Raw genomic sequence first — 17,791 nt, 5'->3', positions numbered from 1 at the left:
TCCGCCGGGTGCGAAGACCCTCGGGAAATCCTTCGGGCGCCGACGGTGCCGGGCCGCCGGATCGTTCAGCGAAATCCAATCCCGAAATCCTCGGTGCGGGTCCTACTCGTACTCGGTGCCGTTCTTCCTCGTCAGGTAGGCACCGCTGACGACCTTCGCTATCGCCCGGCCGCCCAGCTGCGGGCTGTGGCGTTCGACCAGCGGACGGATCACGACGCCCTCGCGCAGGTGCAGCCCCTGCCCGGACACCGTCTCGGTCCCCTCCGCCAGCTCCAGTACCTTCGCCAGCTCGAACGGCCCCCGGAACAGCTCCGGCACCAGCGGCAGCGCCCCCTCCAGCACGGCGGCTGCGTCGAGCCAGTGCAGCTGTCCGTCGATCTCCGCCGAGACGTCGAAGACGGCGTAGCCCGGCCGGTCCCGCCCGGCGTCGGCGCCGTAGCGGAGGTCCTGCACCCCGGCTCCGTAGACCTCGCCGAAGATCCCGACCCGGTCCGCCCCCAGCCGCTCCGCGATCTTCGCCGCCACGTCCGGAAGGCCGTAGGCGCGCACCGCCCGCCAGTACAGGTTGCGGTCGTCCTCCTGTAGCGCGAGCTTCTGCGCGCCGATCCCCTTGGACGAGACCTGTACCCGACCGCTGTCGGCGAAGTAGGAGAAGAGCCCGGCGGTGCCGTGGATCTTCTCGGTCACCACGACCTCCTCGCCCTCGGCGAAGATGTCCGGGAAGCGCTTGAGGTTCTCGATGTCGATCCACGGCATCAGTTCCGGCGCGGGCTCGACATCGCCGGACATGGTCGTCGGCACCGACGGCACCCACTTGGTGATGCCCAGCAGCTCGGCGAAGTCGGTGCCCGCCGCGTGGGCGGCCACCAGGTCGACGTCGGCGAGGGCAGCCGGTCGGCAGACGACGCCCTGCGACAGCTCGCCGCGCAGCCGGACCGCCCGCACCCGGTCGGCGGCCTTTCCGGCCAGACGCCCGGTCAGGCCCAGCTCGGCGATCAGCTCTTCGGGCAGCACCGCCTGCTCGGGGATGTAGACGGCGTAGTCCCCGGAGTTGTACACGCCCTTGCCCACCACCGCGCGGTAGAGCCCTACCTGTGCCAGCTCCAGCGAGTCGGCGTTCGGGTGCTCGTGGACGGTCAGCGGCTCTGCGGTGACGCGCAGCGTGGACATGGGTTCCTCCCCCGGTTGTTGCGAACCAGTCGATGATGCCCAGCGGCTGCCTGGCCCGTCGCCTGGTTTTCTCTCGTTCCGTCAGGGAGGAGTCGGCCGCCGTCCCCTCCGTTCCCGAGGACCCCCGTACGGCGTAACCGTACGACCATCAGATCGTTGGACCGTGTGCGCACGAGCAAGCAGGACAGGATGACGCGGCGAGTAGTGACTGTGAGAGTTGGCCGGTTCGGTCCGGCCCATGGGATGAGTGGACAGAGGCGACTCGTGCCCTTGACCGTCCGGGTGGGACGGCGCTCCGCCCCGGCCTGGGGACATCCCAGTCATACCGTCATCCCATGCGAAAGGCGGGCACACCCATGCCGCCCGAAGTCGCCCTGCTGGAGTCCCGCGCCCTGCGCGCCAGCGTCATGAACCGCACCGAGGCCCTCGACCGGGTCAAGGCACTCACCCTGCTCCCGGACCGGGTCCACGTCACCACGAGGATGGTCGCGGCCTACTTCGAGGTCGGACCGAAGGCCGTCAACTCGATCATCCAGCGCCACCGCGAGGAGTTGGAGAGCAACGGGTTCCGCATCGTCACCGACCGCGAGATGCTCGCCTTCATTGACTTCAACTTGAAGTCCTCGCAGCTCAGGCCACGGAACCTGGCAATCTACGACCGCCGGGCCGTGCTCAACGTGGCGATGCTGCTGCGCGACAGCAAGGTCGCCCGGCAGGTCCGCAGCCACCTGCTCGACGTGGAGGCCGCGCACCGGGAGGCCGCGCACCGGGAGCCCACGCCGCCGCCCCACGGCATGCCGCCCGGGCGACGGCTCGGCCCCGGCCCGCACTGGGACGAGTACGAGTACCTCCGAACCCACCCGGAGGCCCGCGTGCCCGAGCCGTACCAGTGGCCCGCCGACGGCCCTGACCAGCGCAATTGCTCGCTCTGGGCCAAGTCGGTGGACCGCCGGCTGGACGCCCACGCCCGGGTCGTCGGCGCCATGAGCGTGGTGCTCTGCCGGGTCGGCGAGGACGTCCACGAGCTGCGCGGAGAGCTGGCCGCGATGCGTGCGGACATGTCCGAGCTACGCCAGGGGATGGCCCGGCTGCTCCCCGGCTTCGGCCTCGATGGCGGTCCCTCCGCCCGGTGCCGCCGCCCGCGCCGCTGATCCGACTGTCCACAACCCGGTACCGCACCGGTCCCGGGTTGTGGACAACCCTGTGGACAAGCCTGTGGATACCACTCCCACCTGCATGGACACCACTGTCCACAGGCGTCGTCCACAACCCCCTCCACAGCGTGCGCCGGAGCGGAGTAGGGTCCGGAGCCAAGGCGCGGACCATGGGGATCACGCGCTCGCGGAGGGGGTCCGGACATGGTCGGCAGCACAGGGCGGGTGACCGGGAGGATCGGTCCCGGACTGGTGGGCGAGGTACTGGTCGCCGTCCGCGGCGGCAGCGAGGCGTTCCTCGCCTTTCCCGCCGTCCCGAACGAGGAGATCCCGGTCGGGGCGATCGTCGTGGTCCAGGAGCACCTGCCGCCGCGAACCGTCTACGTCGCCCAACTCATCGGCTGACCTGCCCTTTACGAGCAATCTCCGACCCCGCCTTCCGCTCACCCGTCCGATGGGTGCACACTTCCGTTCGGCCGCCTCGTAGCCCGCGCACTTCTGCCAATCGCGCAGCCACGGGCCGGGCGGCGCAGAAGGGGGAATGTGCCGATGTTCATCGGCCTGGTAGCGGGCGCCGTCGTGGGCGTCCTGCTCGTCGTAGTCATCCTGTTCAAGCTGATGTGGCGGGTGGCCGAGCCCAATGAGGCGCTCGTGATCTCCGGCTCCAAGCACAAGACCGCCGGCGTCGACGACGGCATGGGGTTCCGCATCGTCACCGGCCGGGGGACCCTGGTGACTCCCGGTCTCCAGGTGGTCCGCAAGCTCTCGCTCGACCTCAACGAGGCCGACCTGGACGTCGAGTGCGTCACCGGCCAGGGCATCCCGGTCCGGGTCAGGGGTGTGGTGATCTTCAAGGTCGGCGACGACCACGTGTCGATCGCCAACGCCGCCCGCCGGTTCCTGGACCAGCAGAAGATGATGGGCAGTCGGGTCCACAACGTGTTCGCCGGGCACCTCCGCTCCATCGTCGGCAGCCTGACCGTCGAGGAGATGATCCGCGACCGGGAGCGGCTGACCGGGGCGACCCGGGCGGCCTCCGGCTCGGAGATGGAGAAGCTGGGTCTGATCATCGACTCGCTGCAGATCCAGGAGATCCTCGACCCGACCGGGTACATCAAGAACCTGGCCGCGCCGCACGCCGCCGCCGTCCACCGGGACGCCCGGATCGCCCAGGCCGAGGCCGACCGCGCCGCCACCCAGGCCGAGCAGGAGGCCAACGCCCGCAAGGCCGAGTCCACCCGCAACAGCGAGATCCTGCAGGCGGGCTACCGCGCCGAGATGGAGAAGGCCACCGCGGAGTCGCGGCAGGCCGGCCCGCTCGCGGAGGCCGCCGCCCGGCAGGAGGTCGTGGTCCAGGAGACCCGAGTCGCCGAGCTGGAGGCCCAGCGCCGCGAGCAGCAGCTGCAGATCGACGTCCGCAAGCCGGCCGACGCCGCCGCCTACCAGACCCGGACCATCGCCGAGGCCGAGCGCGACGCCCGGATCTCCGCCGCCCAGGCCCAGGCCCAGGAGACGGAGCTGCGGGCCGCGGCCGAGGCGACCCGGGTGAAGACGGCGGCGCTCGCCTCCGCCGAGGCCACCAAGGCCAACGCCCACGCCGCGGCCGAGGAGACCCGCGCCACCGGTGAGGCCGAGGCCGCCGCCGCCCGGGCACGTGGTCTCGCCACCGCCGAGGCGGTCCAGGCCCAGGGCCTGGCGCAGGCGGCTTCGGCGAAGGCCCTCGGCCTGGCCGAGGCCGAGGCGATCAAGGCGCGCGCGGCAGCCCTGGCGGAGAATCAGGAAGCCGTCGTGGCGCAGCAGTTGGCGGAGAACTGGCCGGAGATCGTCCGGGCCGGTGCCTCGGCCTTCGGCAATGTCGAGCACATGGTGCTGCTGAACGGCGCGGAGGGCATGGGCGAGATGTTCGCCAAGGCGCTCACCATGGGCGGGACCGGGCTCGGCCTGGCCCGGCAACTGCTCAACCAGATGAAGGAGGAGCCGGCCGTCGGCGCCCCCCGGGTCGAGCAGATCACGGTCCAGTCCGAGGAGCCCGAGGCCGACCGGCGCTGAGCTCCCGCGTCACGCGGACCGCGTCACGCGGACCGCGACGCACAAGCGCAGCACAGCACAAAGGGCGCTCGCACCCTCTCGGGTGCGAGCGCCCTGCGGTTCCGCTGCGGCCGGGGCCGGTCCGGCCCTAGCGCGAGGCCTTCTTCACCAGGACCACGACCACGGCCCCGAGCGCGACGATCACCAACACCTTGAAGATCAGGCCGAACAGGAATCCGATCACCCCGAAGATCGCGCCGACGACGGCCGAGACGATCCACAGTGCCACGATCGCCACGATGATGGGGACCACGATGTGGCGCACCCAACCGGGCAGTGCCTTCCAGATCTCACTCATGATGTCCGTCCTCCCCCACGGGGTTTCCCGGGGCCTCGGGGCCACCGGGCCCGTTCGTTCCTGATGAGTCGATCGTACGGCTGTCGACCGTGTCCGCGGGGGGCCTGCGCCCCTGAGAAGTCCCGGATACGACCCTGATCACCTACCCCCGGGCTGCCCCGGGGTCGACCCCGCGGATCAGACCGGCCAGCGCTCCCCGCGCCAGGCCGCGTCCCAGAACATCCACTCGTAGCGGCTGGTCAGCGCGAAGTGCTCGGCCGCCCGGCGGCGTTCGGCGGCGGACAGTGCGGCGCCGATCCGGTCGGTCAGCTCCAGCACCCGGCGGACCACGCCCTGGAACTCCTCGTCGCCGTAGGCGGCGATCCAGCGGGCGAACAGCGGGTCGGGGGAGGACTTGGCCAGCAGTTCCGCACCGACCCGGGCGTAGATCCAGTAGCAGGGGAGGACCGCGGCCAGCCCCTCCGCGAAGGATCCCCCGTAGACCGTGGCGAGCAGGTAGCTGGTGTAGGCCCGCGTGGTCGGCAGCACCTCCGCCGACGCCTCTTCCGGGCCGAGCAGGTCCAGGAAGTCGGCGTGCATGCCCTGTTCGGCGGTGAGCGCCCCGGCGGCGTCCTCGACGAAGGCCCGGACGTCCTCCTCGGTCGGGGCCTTGGCCCCGCAGACGGCCAACGCGCGGGCGTAGTCCCGCAGATAGTGCGAGTCCTGGACGACGAAGTGGCGGAAGGCGGTGTGCGGCAGGGTTCCGTCGGTCAGCCCCTGGAGGAAGGGGTGGGCCAGGATCTCCCGGTAGACGCCCTCGCCGGCGGCCCAGAGCTGTTCGGAGAAGCGGAGCTGTTCGGCCATGGCGGTTCAGGCCTCCGGCGGCGAGAAGACCACGAGCACCCGCAGGTCCTCGGAGATGTGGTGGAACCGGTGCGGGGTGTTGGCCGGCACGAACACGACGCTGCCCCGGCCGACGGTGGTGGTGTCCTGGCCGACGGTGATCGAGGCCCGGCCGCTGACGACCAGGTAGACCTCGTCCTGCCGGTGCGGCTGCTGCGGGTCCTGGTCGCCCTGGTTCAGCGCGTAGAGGCCGACGGACATGCTGCGCTCGTTGAGGAAGCGCAGATAGGCCCCCTCGTTCGCGGCGCGCTCCGCATCCAGATCGTCCAGCCGGAATACCTGCATCGGGTTCCACTCCCTGTGGTCGCTGTCGCCTCATTCAACCAGCAGCCGCGAACCGTCTGTACCGAAGCTGCCACAGGAATCGGACTCGGCCAGGCTGCCACTTCCGTCGGACCCCGGCCGCCTGCGACGATCACAGCATGCTTCGTTTCGTCGGCAAGACACTGATCAACGCCGTGGCCATCTGGGTCGCCGCCTGGATCATCAACGGCATCTCGCTCACCGCAGGTGACTGGGAGCACAAGGCGCTCACCGTGGTGCTGGTGGCCCTCATCTTCGGCATCGTGAACTTCGCCATCAAGCCCATCGTCAAGCTCTTCTCGCTGCCGCTGTTCCTGCTGACGCTGGGACTGATCACTTTCGTGATCAACGCGCTGATGCTGTGGCTGACCTCCTGGGCCTCCGGGAAGCTCAGCCTCGACTTCCATGTCAACGGCTTCGTGCCGGCCCTGCTCGGCTCGCTGATCATCAGCATCGTCGCCTGGGCCCTGCACCTGGTCTTCCCGGACAAGGACTGACCCCGAGCAGCGCCCCGCAGTCCGCTCGCTCGGGCGTACGAGTTTCACCGTCGGCCCCACGCGGCACACTCCCTGCAAGCAGATCACTGCACGGAGGAACTCCCATGGGTCCTGGTGACCGCCCTGTGGTCAAGCGCACCGCCCGCGCCATCCTGCTCGACGCCGGACCGGACGGCGGGACCGAGATCGTGCTGATCAGACGGACCAAGCCGAAGCACCTCCCCTACTGGATCACTCCCGGCGGTGGGGTCGAGCCAACCGACCCCACCGTCGTCGACGCCCTGCACCGGGAGCTCTCCGAGGAACTCGGCGGCAAGGCCACCGCCATCGTCCCGGCCTTCGTCGACACCGTCCCGTACACCCATCACGACAACGGCGACCCGGCCCACCCGCACGGCGTCAAGGTGCAGCACTTCTTCGTCTGCCGGCTGGAGTCGATGGACCCCTCGTTGCGGCACGGCCCCGAGGTCGAGGAGCCCAACGGCGAGTACGACATCGTCCGGCTGCCCTTCACCCGCGAGGGCGTGACCTCGGTCAATGTGGTGCCGCCCACGCTCCGGGCCTATCTGGCGGCCAATATCGAGGGAGTCCGGGCCCTGCTGGCCGAGGACCTCGGGGACGGCTGAGCCGCCCCGCCCGCCCCCTCGGCCGCGACCAGCCCGCTCACGGCCGCGACCGGCCCGCTCAGTCCAGGGTCTCCTCCCCCAGGTCGTGGTGGATCCGGCCCCGGTCCGCCCCGGCCGCCTGCAGCGCCCGGACGGTCCGCCGCACCATGGCCGGCGGCCCGGAGACATAGGCCTCGTACTCCTCCCACGGCCCCTGCTCCGCGACGACGTCCGCCAGCGAGCCGCAGAGGCCGCCCTCGTTCGGTCCCTCCATCACCGTGGTCCGGACGGACAGCCAGGAGTGACGTTTCGCCAGCTCCGCCAGCCGCTCCCGGGCATAGAGGTCCGCCTCCCTGCGGGCCCCGTAGAGGACCTCGACCGAGCGCCGCTGCGGCTGCGGGCGGCTCGCCAGTTCCTCGATCAGCGCCAGGATCGGCGCGATGCCGGTGCCCCCGCCGACCATCAGCAGCGGGGCCAGGCTTCCGGGCCGCAGCACCATGGTCCCGACCGCCGGCCCCAGCCGCAGGACGTCGCCGACGCCGGTCCGGCGGACCAGCGCGTTGCTGACCCAGCCCGCCGGGACCGCCTTGACCTGGAAGGTGAGCAGCCCGTCGGCGCGCGGCGCGGTGGCCGGCGAGTAGGCCCGCCAGACCCGCGGCCACATCGGCACCTCCACCGTGGCGTACTGGCCGGCCCGGTAGGGGTAGGGCTGGTCGGCCCGCACGGTCACCTGGGAGATCTCACCGGTGAGCGGGGTGACCGCGACCACCTCGGCCTGCCACCACGGCGGCGCGGACACCGCGTCCGCCTTGGCCGCCTCGATCATCATCCGGGAGACGCTCCCGTAGACCCTTCCCCAGGCGGCCTCGTGGTGCCGGTCCCAGACGCCGCCGGCATAGCGCTGGAGCGTGGCCACCAGGGCGGCGCCGACCGGGGGGTAGTGCTCGTCCTTCACCCCGTACTTGCGGTGCCCGCGCGCCAGCGGCACCAGCAGCGCGGAGAGCGCGTCGGGGTCGTCGGCGACCTTGGCCGCCGCGAGCAGCGCCCGGAACAGCCGGTCCCGCTGGAGGTCCATGGCGGCGGGGAAGAGTGCCCGCAGTTCGGGGTTGGCGACGAAGAGCAGGGCGTAGAAGTGGGCGACGGCACGGTCCGCCACGGATTCGACGGCGGCCAGGGAGCGGCGGACCAGGACGATGTCGGATTCGCTGCTCCGCGCCCTGGCCGCCAGGGGTATGACGGCCACGGCCGTCGCCGGGTCCAGCAGTGGCGGGAAGGCAGGCCCGGAGCCGCCGGGGGCGACCGCGGGCGAGGCCGGCCGGGCCGGCGGCGCAATCGCCGGTACGGTCGGCGGGTGCGCCGCCCAGGCCCGGGTCCAGGCGTCGCCGGGACCGACCCAGTTCAGGCCGGGCGCGTCGGTGATCAGCGGGGCGTAGGCCGGCCGCGCGGGTACCGGGAGTCGGGCCGGCTCTCCCACCGGGGCCGGCGGCGCGGTCGGCAGCGGCGGGATCACCAACGGGAGGAGTCCGTCCAGCAGGTCCGGTTCCGGGGACGCCGAGCCCGGCGTCGGGTCCGGAATCCGTTCGGCGGTCGGGTCGTCGGCCGGTTCAGCGGGTTCAGCGGCCGGGGCTGCTTCCAGCACCGCCGCTTCCAGCACGATCGTTGCGGGGGCGACCTCGGACGGCAGCACCGGCGGCACGGCCGGTTCCTGCCGACCGCGAGATCGGCCATGTCGATTGAGAGCGCTTCCGATGGACACGTTGCGGCGTCTTCTCCCGTCGTATCACCACACTCTGGCTGCTTTCGCCCAGCAGCGTGACACGGGGAAAAGACCGGACCGACTAATACGACGAAGTGTGGGGCGCACGTGATCGGAACGCGCTACCGTACGCACCCCGCACACGCCCCGTCACCCTGTGCGCACGGGCCACGCCCGCGACCGCTGCCGGAACGCGCCGTCGGACCACGCCCTCAGATCACCCCGTCGAGCTCCTGCAGCAGCCGCCGCTTGGGCCGCGCGCCCACCAGTGAGGAGACCGGCTCACCACCCCGGAAGACCATCAGCGTCGGCATCGACAGCACCCCGTACGCGGACTGGGTCTGCGGATTGGTGTCCACGTTCAGGGTGACCACCTTCAGCCGGCCCTGCTGCTCGCGGGCGACCTCGTCCAGCACCGGCGCGATCATCCGGCACGGCGGGCACCAGTCGGCCGTGAAGTCGACCAGCACCGGCAGCTCCGATCCCAGCACCTCCGCCGCGAACGTGTCGTCGGTCACCGCGAGCACCGTCTCACTCTGCGTCATGTCCTGCTCCTTCGGTCGTCGTCGGTCCGTCATCGCTCCGGGGCAGCCGGTGGCCGCCCTGGCCGAGCTCGCACACGGGCTCCCCCGGCTCGGCCGCCTCGGCCTCCAGCCGGGCCCGCAGCAGCTGGGCGCCGACCTCGGCCCGGACCGCCTGCAGCCGCCCGATGCACTCGTCGAGCTCGTCGAGCTTGCGCCGGTAGACCTCGATCGAGGCCGGGCAGGAGTCCCCCGAGGGGTGCCCGGCCCGTAGGCAGTCCACGAAGGGCCGGGTCTCCTCCAGGTCGAAGCCGAAGTCCTGGAGCAGCCGGATCTGCCGCAGCAGCCGCAGGTCCTCCTCGCCGTAGGCCCGGTAGCCGTTGCCCGCCCGGCGGGCGGGCAACAGGCCGCGGGACTCGTAGTAGCGCAGCGTGCGCGTGGTGGTGCCCGCGCGCTCCGCCAGTTCGCCGATCCGCATTCCGCTGTCCTTCCGCCGGGTGCGTGCTGATGACGCTAGACCTTGACGCCGACGTCAACGCCAGTCGGTTTCCCCGGTCTCCCTCGCGCCCGCTCCGAGAGGTCCCGGCACTCTACGTCAACAAACTCATGCACTTGCAATAGTTGCGCACGCTGCCTAATCTGAGTGTCGGCAGCTTCACCTCTCCCAGACGAGGACCCCATGAGCATCCTGTTCGAGCCGTTGACCCTGCGCGGGCTGACCATCCCCAACCGCGTCTGGATGGCCGCCATGTGCCAGTACTCGGCCGCGGCCGAGGGGGCCGACACGGCCGTGCCCAACGACTGGCACTTCCAGCACCTCGCCGCCCGCGCGGTCGGCGGCACCGGCCTGATCATCACCGAGGCCACCTCGGTCAGCCCCGAGGGCCGGATCAGCCCCTACGACCTGGGCATCTGGAACGACCGGCAGGTCGAGGCCTTCCGCCGGATCACCTCCTTCCTGGAGTCCCAGGGCGCGGTCCCCGGCATCCAGCTGGCCCATGCCGGACGCAAGGCCGCCACCGACTCCCCCTGGACCGGCGGCGCGCCGCTCGACCGCGACGCCGCCCTCGGCTGGACCCCCGTCGCCCCGAGCGCCCTGGCCTTCTCCGAGGCCCACCAGGTACCCGCCGAGCTGTCGGTGGCGGAGATCGAGGCGGTCGTCCAGCAGTTCGCGGACGCCGCCCGCCGCGCCCTGGCGGCCGGCTTCAAAGTGGCCGAGGTGCACGGCGCCCACGGCTACCTGGTGCACCAGTTCCTGTCCCCTTACTCCAACACCCGCACCGACGGCTACGGCGGTTCGCCGGAGAACCGGATGCGGTTCGCGCTGGAGGTCGTCGACGCCATCCGCGCCGTCTGGCCGGAGGAGCTGCCGGTCTTCTTCCGCACCTCCGCCACCGACTGGCTGGAACAGGACGAGCGCACGGGCTGGACCTCCGAGGACACCGTGCTGCTGGCCAAGGAGCTGCAGGCGCACGGCGTCGACCTGCTCGACGTGTCCACCGGCGGCAACGTGCCGGACGCCGTGATCCCGACCGGCCCCGGCTACCAGGTCCCGTTCGCCGAGGAGGTCCGCAGCCGGACCGGTCTGCCGACCGCCGCCGTCGGCCTGATCACCGAGCCCGCGCAGGCCGAGGCGGTGCTGGCCGAGGGCCGCGCCGACGCCGTCCTGCTCGGCCGCCAACTGCTGCGCGACCCGTACTGGGCCCGCCACGCGGCGGACGCCCTGGGCACGCCGATCCCGCGCGCCCCCCAGTACGCCCGCGCGTAACTCCGTCGCCCGCGCGTAACCCGGTCGCCGGTCAGTGGTCGCGTGACAACCTCAAGCGGTCCTGGGATAGTTGCAGGTAGCAACCACCGAAATGAGGCTTCCCACATGGCCGGCGACACCGCAAAACCACCCATATCCACTGCAACCGCTCCACATGATCCATCTGAGCACGTCAGTCCGCACGGACCTCACTACAAGTGGCTCGCTCTGTCGAACACCACCCTCGGCATGCTGATGGTGATGATCAATCAGTCGATCGTGCTGATCGCGCTGCCCAATATCTTCGACGGCATCAAGCTGGACCCCCTCGATCCCCACAACACCAGCTACCTGCTGTGGATGATGATGGGCTTCATGGTGGTGACCGCCGTGCTGGTGGTCTCCTTCGGCCGGCTCGGCGACATGTTCGGCCGGGTGCGGATGTACAACATGGGCTTCGCCGTGTTCACCATCTGCTCGATCTTCCTGTCCTGCACCTTCGGCCACGGCGCCACCGCCGCGCTCTGGCTGATCGGCTGGCGCGTGGTCCAGGGCATCGGCGGGGCGCTGATCTTCGCCAACTCCACCGCGATCCTCACCGACGCCTTCCCCGCCAAGCAGCGCGGCACCGCGCTCGGCATCAACGTCATCGCCGGCATCGCCGGCAGCTTCATCGGCCTGATGCTCGGCGGCGTGCTCGGCCCGGTGGGCTGGCGCTGGATCTTCCTGGTCTCCGTCCCGGTCGGCATCTTCGGCACGGTCTGGGCCTACCTCAAGCTCAAGGACACCAGCGTCCGGCACCGGGCCAAGATGGACTGGTGGGGCAACCTCACCTTCGCCGTCGGCCTGATCTCCATCCTGGTCGGCATCACCTACGGCATCCAGCCCTACGGCAGCAGCGACACCGGCTGGGGCAACCCCTGGGTGCTCACCGCGCTGATCGGCGGCCTGGTCGTGCTGCTGCTCTTCTGCTGGATCGAGACCCGGGTCACGGACCCGCTGTTCCACCTCGACCTGTTCAAGATCAAGGCGTTCACCGCCGGCAACCTGGCCAGCCTGCTGGCCGCGCTCGGCCGGGGCGGGCTGCAGTTCATCCTGATCATCTGGCTCCAGGGCATCTGGCTGCCGCTGCACGGCTACAGCTTCGAGCAGACACCGCTCTGGGCCGGCATCTACATGATCCCGCTGACCATCGGCCTGCTGGTCGCCGCGCCGCTGTCCGGGGTGCTCTCGGACCGCTACGGCTCCCGGATGTTCACCGTCGCCGGCGCCCTGCTCAACGCCCTGAGCTTCGGCCTGCTGATGGTGCTTCCGGTGGACTTCCCGTACTGGGCGTTCGCGCTGATCCTGGTCCTCAACGGCATCGGCGCCGGCCTCTTCGCCTCGCCCAACCGGGTCCAGATCATGAACTCGCTGCCGGCCAACCAGCGCGGCGTCGGCGCCGGCATGACCGCGACCTTCCAGAACACCGCGATGGTGCTGTCCATCGGCGTGTTCTTCAGCCTGATGGTGGCCGGTCTGGCCACCCACCTGCCGAGCGACATGTACAGCGGCCTGACCGCCCAGGGCGTGCCCTCGGCAGCGGCCACGCAGATCTCCCACCTGCCGCCGCTGGCGGTGCTGTTCGCCGCCTTCCTCGGCTACAACCCGATGAAGCAGCTGCTCGGCAACCAGATCCTGCACAACCTGCCGGCCGACAAGGCCTCCTACCTGACCGGGCGCAGCTTCTTCCCGCACCTGGTCACCGGCCCGTTCAAGGACGGTCTGGCGGTGGCCTTCTGGTTCGCCCTCGCCGCGTGCCTGATCGCGGCGGCAGCCTCGCTGATCACCGGCGGCGCGAAGAAGTAGCCACCCCGGAGCGCGGGCGGGGGTGGCGCCGAGCCACCCCCGCGCACGTATTCACCCTTCGCGCCGTACACGCACTATTCGCTCCGCTGAATGGGTGACCCGGTCAGACAATCGGCGTTTGGCATGACGTCAGAACCAGCTACCCGAGAGGGACGTCATGCCACACACCGAACAACCCACCCTGACCCGCTCGGCCTTCCCGGTCACCGGGCAGCCGATCCGCGTCGTGATGATCGACGGCGAGCCGTGGTTCGCCACGCTCGACGTCTGCCGAATCCTGGGACGTCAGAATGCGACCGACGCTGTCAGGGTGCTCCAGAACGGAGAGAGCAGGGTCCTCGATATGCGTAGCGTATGGCTCGTTTCAAACGAGCCATACGACGAAAGGCCAGCTCGGAATGGCTACGCCCGAGGCAACCAGACCCTCAACCTGATCAGCGAGTCCGGCCTGTACACGCTGATCATGCGGTCCCGGAAGCCCTCCGCCAAGCCGTTCCAGCAGTGGGTCACCAGCGAGTTGCTCCCCTCCCTCCGGCGTGGGGACACCGACCTCGACGAGCAGCGCCGGCGCATGGCCGAGACGCTCACCGAGGCTGTCGACCAACCGCTCGACGTGGTCATGCGCATCGACGGCATCGAGGATGTCGACTTCCGCGTCCTCTCCGACGGCAGCGTCCACTGCCTCCACGGTCAGACAGATGTGGTCTTTCCGAACAAGGGTGAGGACAGCGGCCCGCCCTTCGGCCCGTTCTACCGCTGCCCGGAGCTGCGTCGGGTCGGCATCCGGGGCAGCAAGGGCATCCGTCCCTGCGGCAGCATCCGCTTCGTGGACGTCGTCAGGCGGCTCGGCGCTCCACGCGAGCCCGAGACCCCCGCTGCCTGCTCGTCCCCCTCTGGCGGACGGATGACCGTGACCGTGACCGTGGGAACGATGCGGTTGGAGGGAACGGCTCGGGAGATCGCCACGCTGCTGCACGAGCTGAAGGCGATGGGCGTCCCGCTGCCCTGACCGCGAGCCCTGGTTGCAACCTGAGGTGAGGGGCTATGCCTCGTTTCAAACGAGGCATAGCCCGTCCCGTGCCGGAGTCCGCCCCCGGCACCGGGCATCACGCAGGTGGGAATGGCTACGAATGGCTTCCGTCGGCCCGCGCGGACATCCAGTGGAACAGTCCCATCCCCACGCTGGTGGCCAGGTTGAAGCTGGAGACCTGGGGCTGCATCGGGATCGCCACCAGTCGGTCGGCCCGCGCCCGCAGCTCCGGTGAGAGGCCGTGGCGTTCCGAACCGAAGGCGAGCAGCGCGTTGTCGGGGAAAGCCACGGCCCGGATGTCCTCGCCCTCCGGGTCCAGCGCGTACAGCGGCCCCGAGGGCAACTGCTCCAGCGTCAGCTGCTCGACCGCCGTGGCGAAGTGGAGTCCCGCACCCGCCCGGACCACGGTCGGGTGCCAGGGATCGGTGTCGCCGGTGGTGACCACGCCGGTCGCGCCGAAGCCGGCCGCGAGCCGGACCACGGCGCCGATATTGCCCAGGTTGCGCGGGTTGTCCAGGACCACGACCGGGGTCCGGCGCGGTTGCGCGCCCAGCACCGCGAGGTTGCGCCCCCGCGAGGGGCGGACGGCGAGTGCGGCGATGCCGGTGGGGTGCAGCCTCGGGACGAGCTCGCGCAGCGCCACCGCCGGGACCTCCACCGCCAGCTCGGCGATCCGCTCGGCGACGTCCGGCGCCAGTTCCCGGGCCAGCACGGCGACCCCGGCGCCGTCGCTGGTCAGCACCGTCCGGACCTCGGCGCCGAAGCGCAGCGCGTGCTTCAACGCGTGGAAGCCGTCCAGCAGCACGCTGTCCCCCGCGTATGCCCGCCAGGTCCTGATCCCGCCGCTGCTCTCGTCCATCCCGCCAGCCTAGGGGGACAGAGGTGCGCGCCCCGTCCGTAGGGGGGTCCGGACGGGGCGCGCGGTGACGGGTGGCTGCGGGGTGGTGCTACTTGCGGGCGCTCCTGGCCCGGCCGAGGAGTTGCGACACGGCGATGATCGCCATGGTGCCGAGCAGCATCATCGAACCGATGACGTCGATCTGCGCCGGGTAGGAGCGCTGCACCGACCCGTAGATGTACATCGGAAAGGTCTCCAGGTTGCCGGCGGTGAAGACGGTGATGATGTAGTCGTCGATCGACAGCGCGAAGGCGAGCAGCGCGGCGGCGGCGATGCCGGGCGCGACCAGCGGCAGGGTGACCTTCATGAAGGTCTGGAACGGGGTGGCGTAGAGGTCCTGCGCCGCGCGTTCCAGGGTCGGGTCCATGCCGGCCAGCCGGGATTTGACGGTGACCACCACGTAGCTGAGACAGAACATCACATGGGCCGTGGTGATGGTCCAGAAGCCGAGCGAGCCGGGGCCGACGGTGTTGAAGAACAGCGCGGTCAGGGTCGCGCCCATGACCACCTCGGGCGCCGCCATCGGCAGGAACAGCAGGGCGTTGATGCCGGAGCGGGCCTTGAAGCGGTAGCGGACCATCGCGAAGGCGATCATCGTGCCGAGGATGGTGGAGCCGATGGTGGCGACGACGCCGATCTGCAGCGAGAGGCCGAGGCTGTGGCACATCTCGCTGTTGGCGCAGGGACTCTTCCAGGCGTCCAGGGAGAACTTGTTCCAGGTGTAGTCGAACTTGCCGATCGGCTTGTTGAACGACATCCACAGGATGACCGCGTTCGGGGCCAGCATGAAGACGAAGATCAGGACCGTGGCCACCAGCAGGATGTGCTCGCGGGCCCAGTTCAGCGGGGACTGGCGGCGGATCGGCTGCTGGGTCCCGCCGGCGGTGCGGGCGGGGGCAGAGGTGAGCGTGGCCATCAGATCAGGTCCTCCGTACCGGCCTTGCGGATGTAGGTCATGACCAGGGCGAGCGTCGCGACCATCATCACGACCGAGATCGCCGAGCCGACCGGGTAGCCCTGGGTGTTGCGCAGGAACAGGTCCTCGATCTTCTGGCCGACCACGTTGGTGTTCGGGTTGCCCAGCAGCTGGGCGTTGATGTAGTCGCCGACCGCCGGGATGAAGGTCAGCAGGGTGCCGCCGATCACGCCGGGCATGGACAGCGGCAGGGTGATCCGGCGCCAGGTGGTGAAGGCGTTGCAGTAGAGGTCGTGGCCGGCCTCGTGCAGCCGCGGGTCGATCTTCTCCAGCGAGGTGTAGAGCGGAAGGATGGTGAACGGCAGGAAGTTGTAGACCATGCCGCAGACCACGGCGGTCGGGCTGGCCAGCACATGGTCGCCGACGGTCCAGCCCAGCGAGCTGGTGATCCTGAGGATGCCGAGGTCGTTCAGGACGTGGACGACCGTGCCGTTGTCGGCGAGGATCGTCTTCCAGGCGATGGTGCGGATCAGGAAGCTGGTGAACGAGGGCACGATCACCAGGGCCATCAGCAGCGACTTGTACTTGCCGCCCTTGAAGGCGATGAAGTACGCGACCGGGTAGCCGAGTGCCAGGCAGAAGATCGTGGTCAGCACCGAGTAGAGCCCGGAGTGCCAGTACTGGGTGCCGTAACTGTGGATCGCGGTCCAGTAGTTGCCCCAGTCCCAGGTGACCTTGAAGCCGTCGTCGAAGTTGCCGGTCTGGACCGAGGCCGAGACCGAGGTCAGGATCGGCACCAGGAAGAAGACGATCAGCCAGAGCAGGCCGGGCAGCAGCAGCACCCAGGGGGTGAGGTTGCGGCGGACCTTGCGGTCGGCCGGCCGCTCCGGCTCCGCGGCCTGCGGCTTCGGCGGAGTGAGGGTGGTCACGCAGCGCCCTCCTCGTCCAGGGCCGCGCCGGCGCCGATGTCCTGGGTGCCGTCCAGGCCGAAGCCCTGGCTCGGGTCCCAGTAGACGGTGACCGCACTGCCGGGGCGCTGGATGGCGCGGCCGGTGTTCTGCTCGAAGACCGCGATCTCCTCGCCCGAGGCCAGCTTGACCAGGTACTGGGTGGAGACGCCGATGAAGGAGGCGTCGGAGACGGTGCCTTCCAGGGAGTTGGAGCCGGCCGGCACCTCGGCCTCGCCCACCGCGATCTGCACCTTCTCCGGGCGGACGCCGAGGATGACCGGGCCGGTGAGGGCGCGGCAGCGCTTGGCGTCCAGGGTGAGCTTGCGGCCGTGGAAGCTGACCGTGACCACGTCGCCGCTGCTGCCCTCGACGGTACAGGGGATCAGGTTGGACTGGCCGAGGAAGTTGGCGACGAAGGTCGTCTGCGGGTTCTCGTAGAGCTCGGCGGGGGAGCCCATCTGCTCGATCCGGCCGTGGTTCATCACCGCGATGGTGTCGGCCATGGTCATGGCCTCCTCCTGGTCGTGGGTGACGTGGACGAAGGTCAGCCCGACCTCGGTCTGGATCCGCTTGAGCTCGATCTGCATCTGCCGACGGAGCTTCAGGTCCAGTGCGCCCAGCGGCTCGTCCAGCAGCAGCACCTGCGGCTGGTTGATCAGGGCGCGGGCGAGCGCGATCCGCTGCTGCTGGCCGCCGGAGAGCTGGGTGGGCTTGCGCTTGGCCAGGTGACCCAGCTCGACCAGCTCCAGCATCGCGTCGACCTGCGGCTTCACGCTCTTGAAGCCGCGGCGGCGGAGGCCGAAGGCGACGTTCTCGAAGATGTCGAGGTGCGGGAAGAGCGCATAGTTCTGGAAGACCGTGTTGACCGGTCGTCGGTACGGCTTGGTGTCGGTGACGTCCTGGTCGCCGAGGAAGATCTGGCCGGCGGTCGGGTCCTCCAGGCCGGAGACCATCCGCAGGGTGGTGGTCTTGCCGCAGCCGGAGGCGCCGAGCAGGGCGAAGAAGGAGCCCTGGGGGATCACCAGGTCGAGGTTGTCCACGGCCTTGAAGGAGCCGAAGCGCTTGGTCAGGCCGACGAGGCGGAGATCCCCGCCCTCGGTGCGGCCGAGTACATCGTTGGAGCTCATC

At 70.2% G+C, this 17,791-nt stretch carries 19 protein-coding genes; 8 read left to right on the top strand and 11 right to left on the bottom strand.

All coding sequences use genetic code 11. The features are described from left to right. Positions 1 to 102: 102 nt before the first annotated feature. Positions 103 to 1,170 carry an RNA ligase (ATP) gene (locus BS75_RS21440; protein WP_034089414.1) on the bottom strand — a complete coding sequence of 356 codons (1,068 nt, stop codon included), beginning with the start codon at positions 1,168 to 1,170 and terminating at the stop codon, positions 103 to 105. 356 nt (positions 1,171 to 1,526) lie between these two features. On the opposite strand from BS75_RS21440, the gene BS75_RS44590 reads away from it, so the two are divergent. The 3 genes from BS75_RS44590 to BS75_RS21425 all read left to right on the top strand — a co-directional run bounded on the left by BS75_RS44590 (position 1,527) and on the right by BS75_RS21425 (position 4,373). Continuing rightward, the gene (locus BS75_RS44590) at positions 1,527 to 2,321 is read left to right on the top strand and encodes a hypothetical protein (RefSeq protein ID WP_042437767.1); all 795 of its coding nucleotides are present in this window, start codon (positions 1,527 to 1,529) and stop codon (positions 2,319 to 2,321) included. Positions 2,322 to 2,528: 207 nt separating this feature from the next. Further along, positions 2,529 to 2,729: a hypothetical protein gene (locus BS75_RS21430; RefSeq protein ID WP_034089413.1), complete on the top strand. Its 201-nt coding sequence runs from the start codon at positions 2,529 to 2,531 to the stop codon at positions 2,727 to 2,729. A gap of 144 nt (positions 2,730 to 2,873) precedes the next feature. Further along, positions 2,874 to 4,373 (top strand): SPFH domain-containing protein, encoded by a 1,500-nt coding sequence (locus tag BS75_RS21425; protein WP_042437768.1) that lies wholly within the window; start codon positions 2,874 to 2,876, stop codon positions 4,371 to 4,373. Positions 4,374 to 4,500: 127 nt separating this feature from the next. On the opposite strand, the gene BS75_RS21420 is transcribed toward BS75_RS21425, so the two are convergent. From BS75_RS21420 to BS75_RS21410, 3 genes are all read right to left on the bottom strand, one after another. Next, positions 4,501 to 4,710 (bottom strand): DUF5326 family protein, encoded by a 210-nt coding sequence (locus tag BS75_RS21420; RefSeq protein WP_034089412.1) that lies wholly within the window; start codon positions 4,708 to 4,710, stop codon positions 4,501 to 4,503. A gap of 177 nt (positions 4,711 to 4,887) precedes the next feature. Then, positions 4,888 to 5,553 carry a thiaminase II gene (tenA, locus tag BS75_RS21415; RefSeq protein WP_034089411.1) on the bottom strand — a complete coding sequence of 222 codons (666 nt, stop codon included), beginning with the start codon at positions 5,551 to 5,553 and terminating at the stop codon, positions 4,888 to 4,890. 6 nt (positions 5,554 to 5,559) lie between these two features. Further along, positions 5,560 to 5,877 (bottom strand): cupin domain-containing protein, encoded by a 318-nt coding sequence (locus BS75_RS21410; protein WP_034089410.1) that lies wholly within the window; start codon positions 5,875 to 5,877, stop codon positions 5,560 to 5,562. Between the two features lie 137 nt (positions 5,878 to 6,014). Between BS75_RS21410 and BS75_RS21405 the strand changes: the two genes are divergently transcribed. Further along, positions 6,015 to 6,392 (top strand): phage holin family protein, encoded by a 378-nt coding sequence (locus tag BS75_RS21405; RefSeq protein ID WP_034089409.1) that lies wholly within the window; start codon positions 6,015 to 6,017, stop codon positions 6,390 to 6,392. A 104-nt stretch (positions 6,393 to 6,496) separates the two neighbouring features. Further along, positions 6,497 to 7,018 carry an NUDIX domain-containing protein gene (locus BS75_RS21400; protein ID WP_081982492.1) on the top strand — a complete coding sequence of 174 codons (522 nt, stop codon included), beginning with the start codon at positions 6,497 to 6,499 and terminating at the stop codon, positions 7,016 to 7,018. Positions 7,019 to 7,076: 58 nt separating this feature from the next. Here BS75_RS21400 and BS75_RS21395 read toward each other — a convergent pair whose 3' ends face one another. From BS75_RS21395 to BS75_RS21385, 3 genes are all read right to left on the bottom strand, one after another. Beyond that, positions 7,077 to 8,693 (bottom strand): globin domain-containing protein, encoded by a 1,617-nt coding sequence (locus BS75_RS21395; RefSeq protein WP_160312253.1) that lies wholly within the window; start codon positions 8,691 to 8,693, stop codon positions 7,077 to 7,079. A 272-nt stretch (positions 8,694 to 8,965) separates the two neighbouring features. Then, positions 8,966 to 9,298: a thioredoxin gene (gene trxA / locus BS75_RS21390; protein WP_034089407.1), complete on the bottom strand. Its 333-nt coding sequence runs from the start codon at positions 9,296 to 9,298 to the stop codon at positions 8,966 to 8,968. Beyond that, entirely contained in the window at positions 9,285 to 9,752 is a 468-nt protein-coding gene (locus BS75_RS21385) for a MerR family transcriptional regulator (RefSeq protein ID WP_042437770.1), read from the bottom strand. Before BS75_RS21385 ends, trxA begins: the two co-directional genes overlap by 14 nt. Before the next feature lie 201 nt (positions 9,753 to 9,953). On the opposite strand from BS75_RS21385, the gene BS75_RS21380 reads away from it, so the two are divergent. The 3 genes from BS75_RS21380 to BS75_RS44585 all read left to right on the top strand — a co-directional run bounded on the left by BS75_RS21380 (position 9,954) and on the right by BS75_RS44585 (position 13,878). After that, complete coding sequence (locus BS75_RS21380) at positions 9,954 to 11,042, top strand: NADH:flavin oxidoreductase/NADH oxidase (protein WP_034089406.1); 1,089 nt, start codon at positions 9,954 to 9,956, stop codon at positions 11,040 to 11,042. Between the two features lie 228 nt (positions 11,043 to 11,270). Beyond that, positions 11,271 to 12,869: an MFS transporter gene (locus tag BS75_RS21375; RefSeq protein ID WP_231607850.1), complete on the top strand. Its 1,599-nt coding sequence runs from the start codon at positions 11,271 to 11,273 to the stop codon at positions 12,867 to 12,869. A 229-nt stretch (positions 12,870 to 13,098) separates the two neighbouring features. Continuing rightward, positions 13,099 to 13,878, top strand: a complete 780-nt coding sequence (locus BS75_RS44585; protein ID WP_231608158.1) for a BRO-N domain-containing protein — start codon at positions 13,099 to 13,101, stop codon at positions 13,876 to 13,878. Between the two features lie 115 nt (positions 13,879 to 13,993). On the opposite strand, the gene BS75_RS21365 is transcribed toward BS75_RS44585, so the two are convergent. The 4 genes from BS75_RS21365 to BS75_RS21350 form a co-directional block, all read right to left on the bottom strand. Then, positions 13,994 to 14,758, bottom strand: a complete 765-nt coding sequence (locus BS75_RS21365) for a TrmH family RNA methyltransferase (RefSeq protein WP_034089405.1) — start codon at positions 14,756 to 14,758, stop codon at positions 13,994 to 13,996. Between the two features lie 88 nt (positions 14,759 to 14,846). After that, a complete protein-coding gene (locus tag BS75_RS21360; protein ID WP_081982490.1) occupies positions 14,847 to 15,713 on the bottom strand; it encodes an ABC transporter permease in 867 nt (288 codons plus the stop codon). Further along, a complete protein-coding gene (locus BS75_RS21355) occupies positions 15,713 to 16,642 on the bottom strand; it encodes an ABC transporter permease (protein ID WP_034089404.1) in 930 nt (309 codons plus the stop codon). The genes BS75_RS21360 and BS75_RS21355 overlap by 1 nt, the downstream gene beginning before the upstream one ends. Continuing rightward, positions 16,639 to 17,790 (bottom strand): ABC transporter ATP-binding protein, encoded by a 1,152-nt coding sequence (locus BS75_RS21350; RefSeq protein WP_034089403.1) that lies wholly within the window; start codon positions 17,788 to 17,790, stop codon positions 16,639 to 16,641. The genes BS75_RS21355 and BS75_RS21350 overlap by 4 nt, the downstream gene beginning before the upstream one ends. Position 17,791 lies beyond the last annotated feature (1 nt).

It is taken from the genome of Streptacidiphilus albus JL83, assembly GCF_000744705.1.
In the GTDB taxonomy this organism is placed as follows: domain Bacteria; phylum Actinomycetota; class Actinomycetes; order Streptomycetales; family Streptomycetaceae; genus Streptacidiphilus; species Streptacidiphilus albus.
The sequence above is the reverse complement of the archived record's forward strand: the minus strand, read 5'-3'. Positions and strand labels throughout refer to the sequence as shown.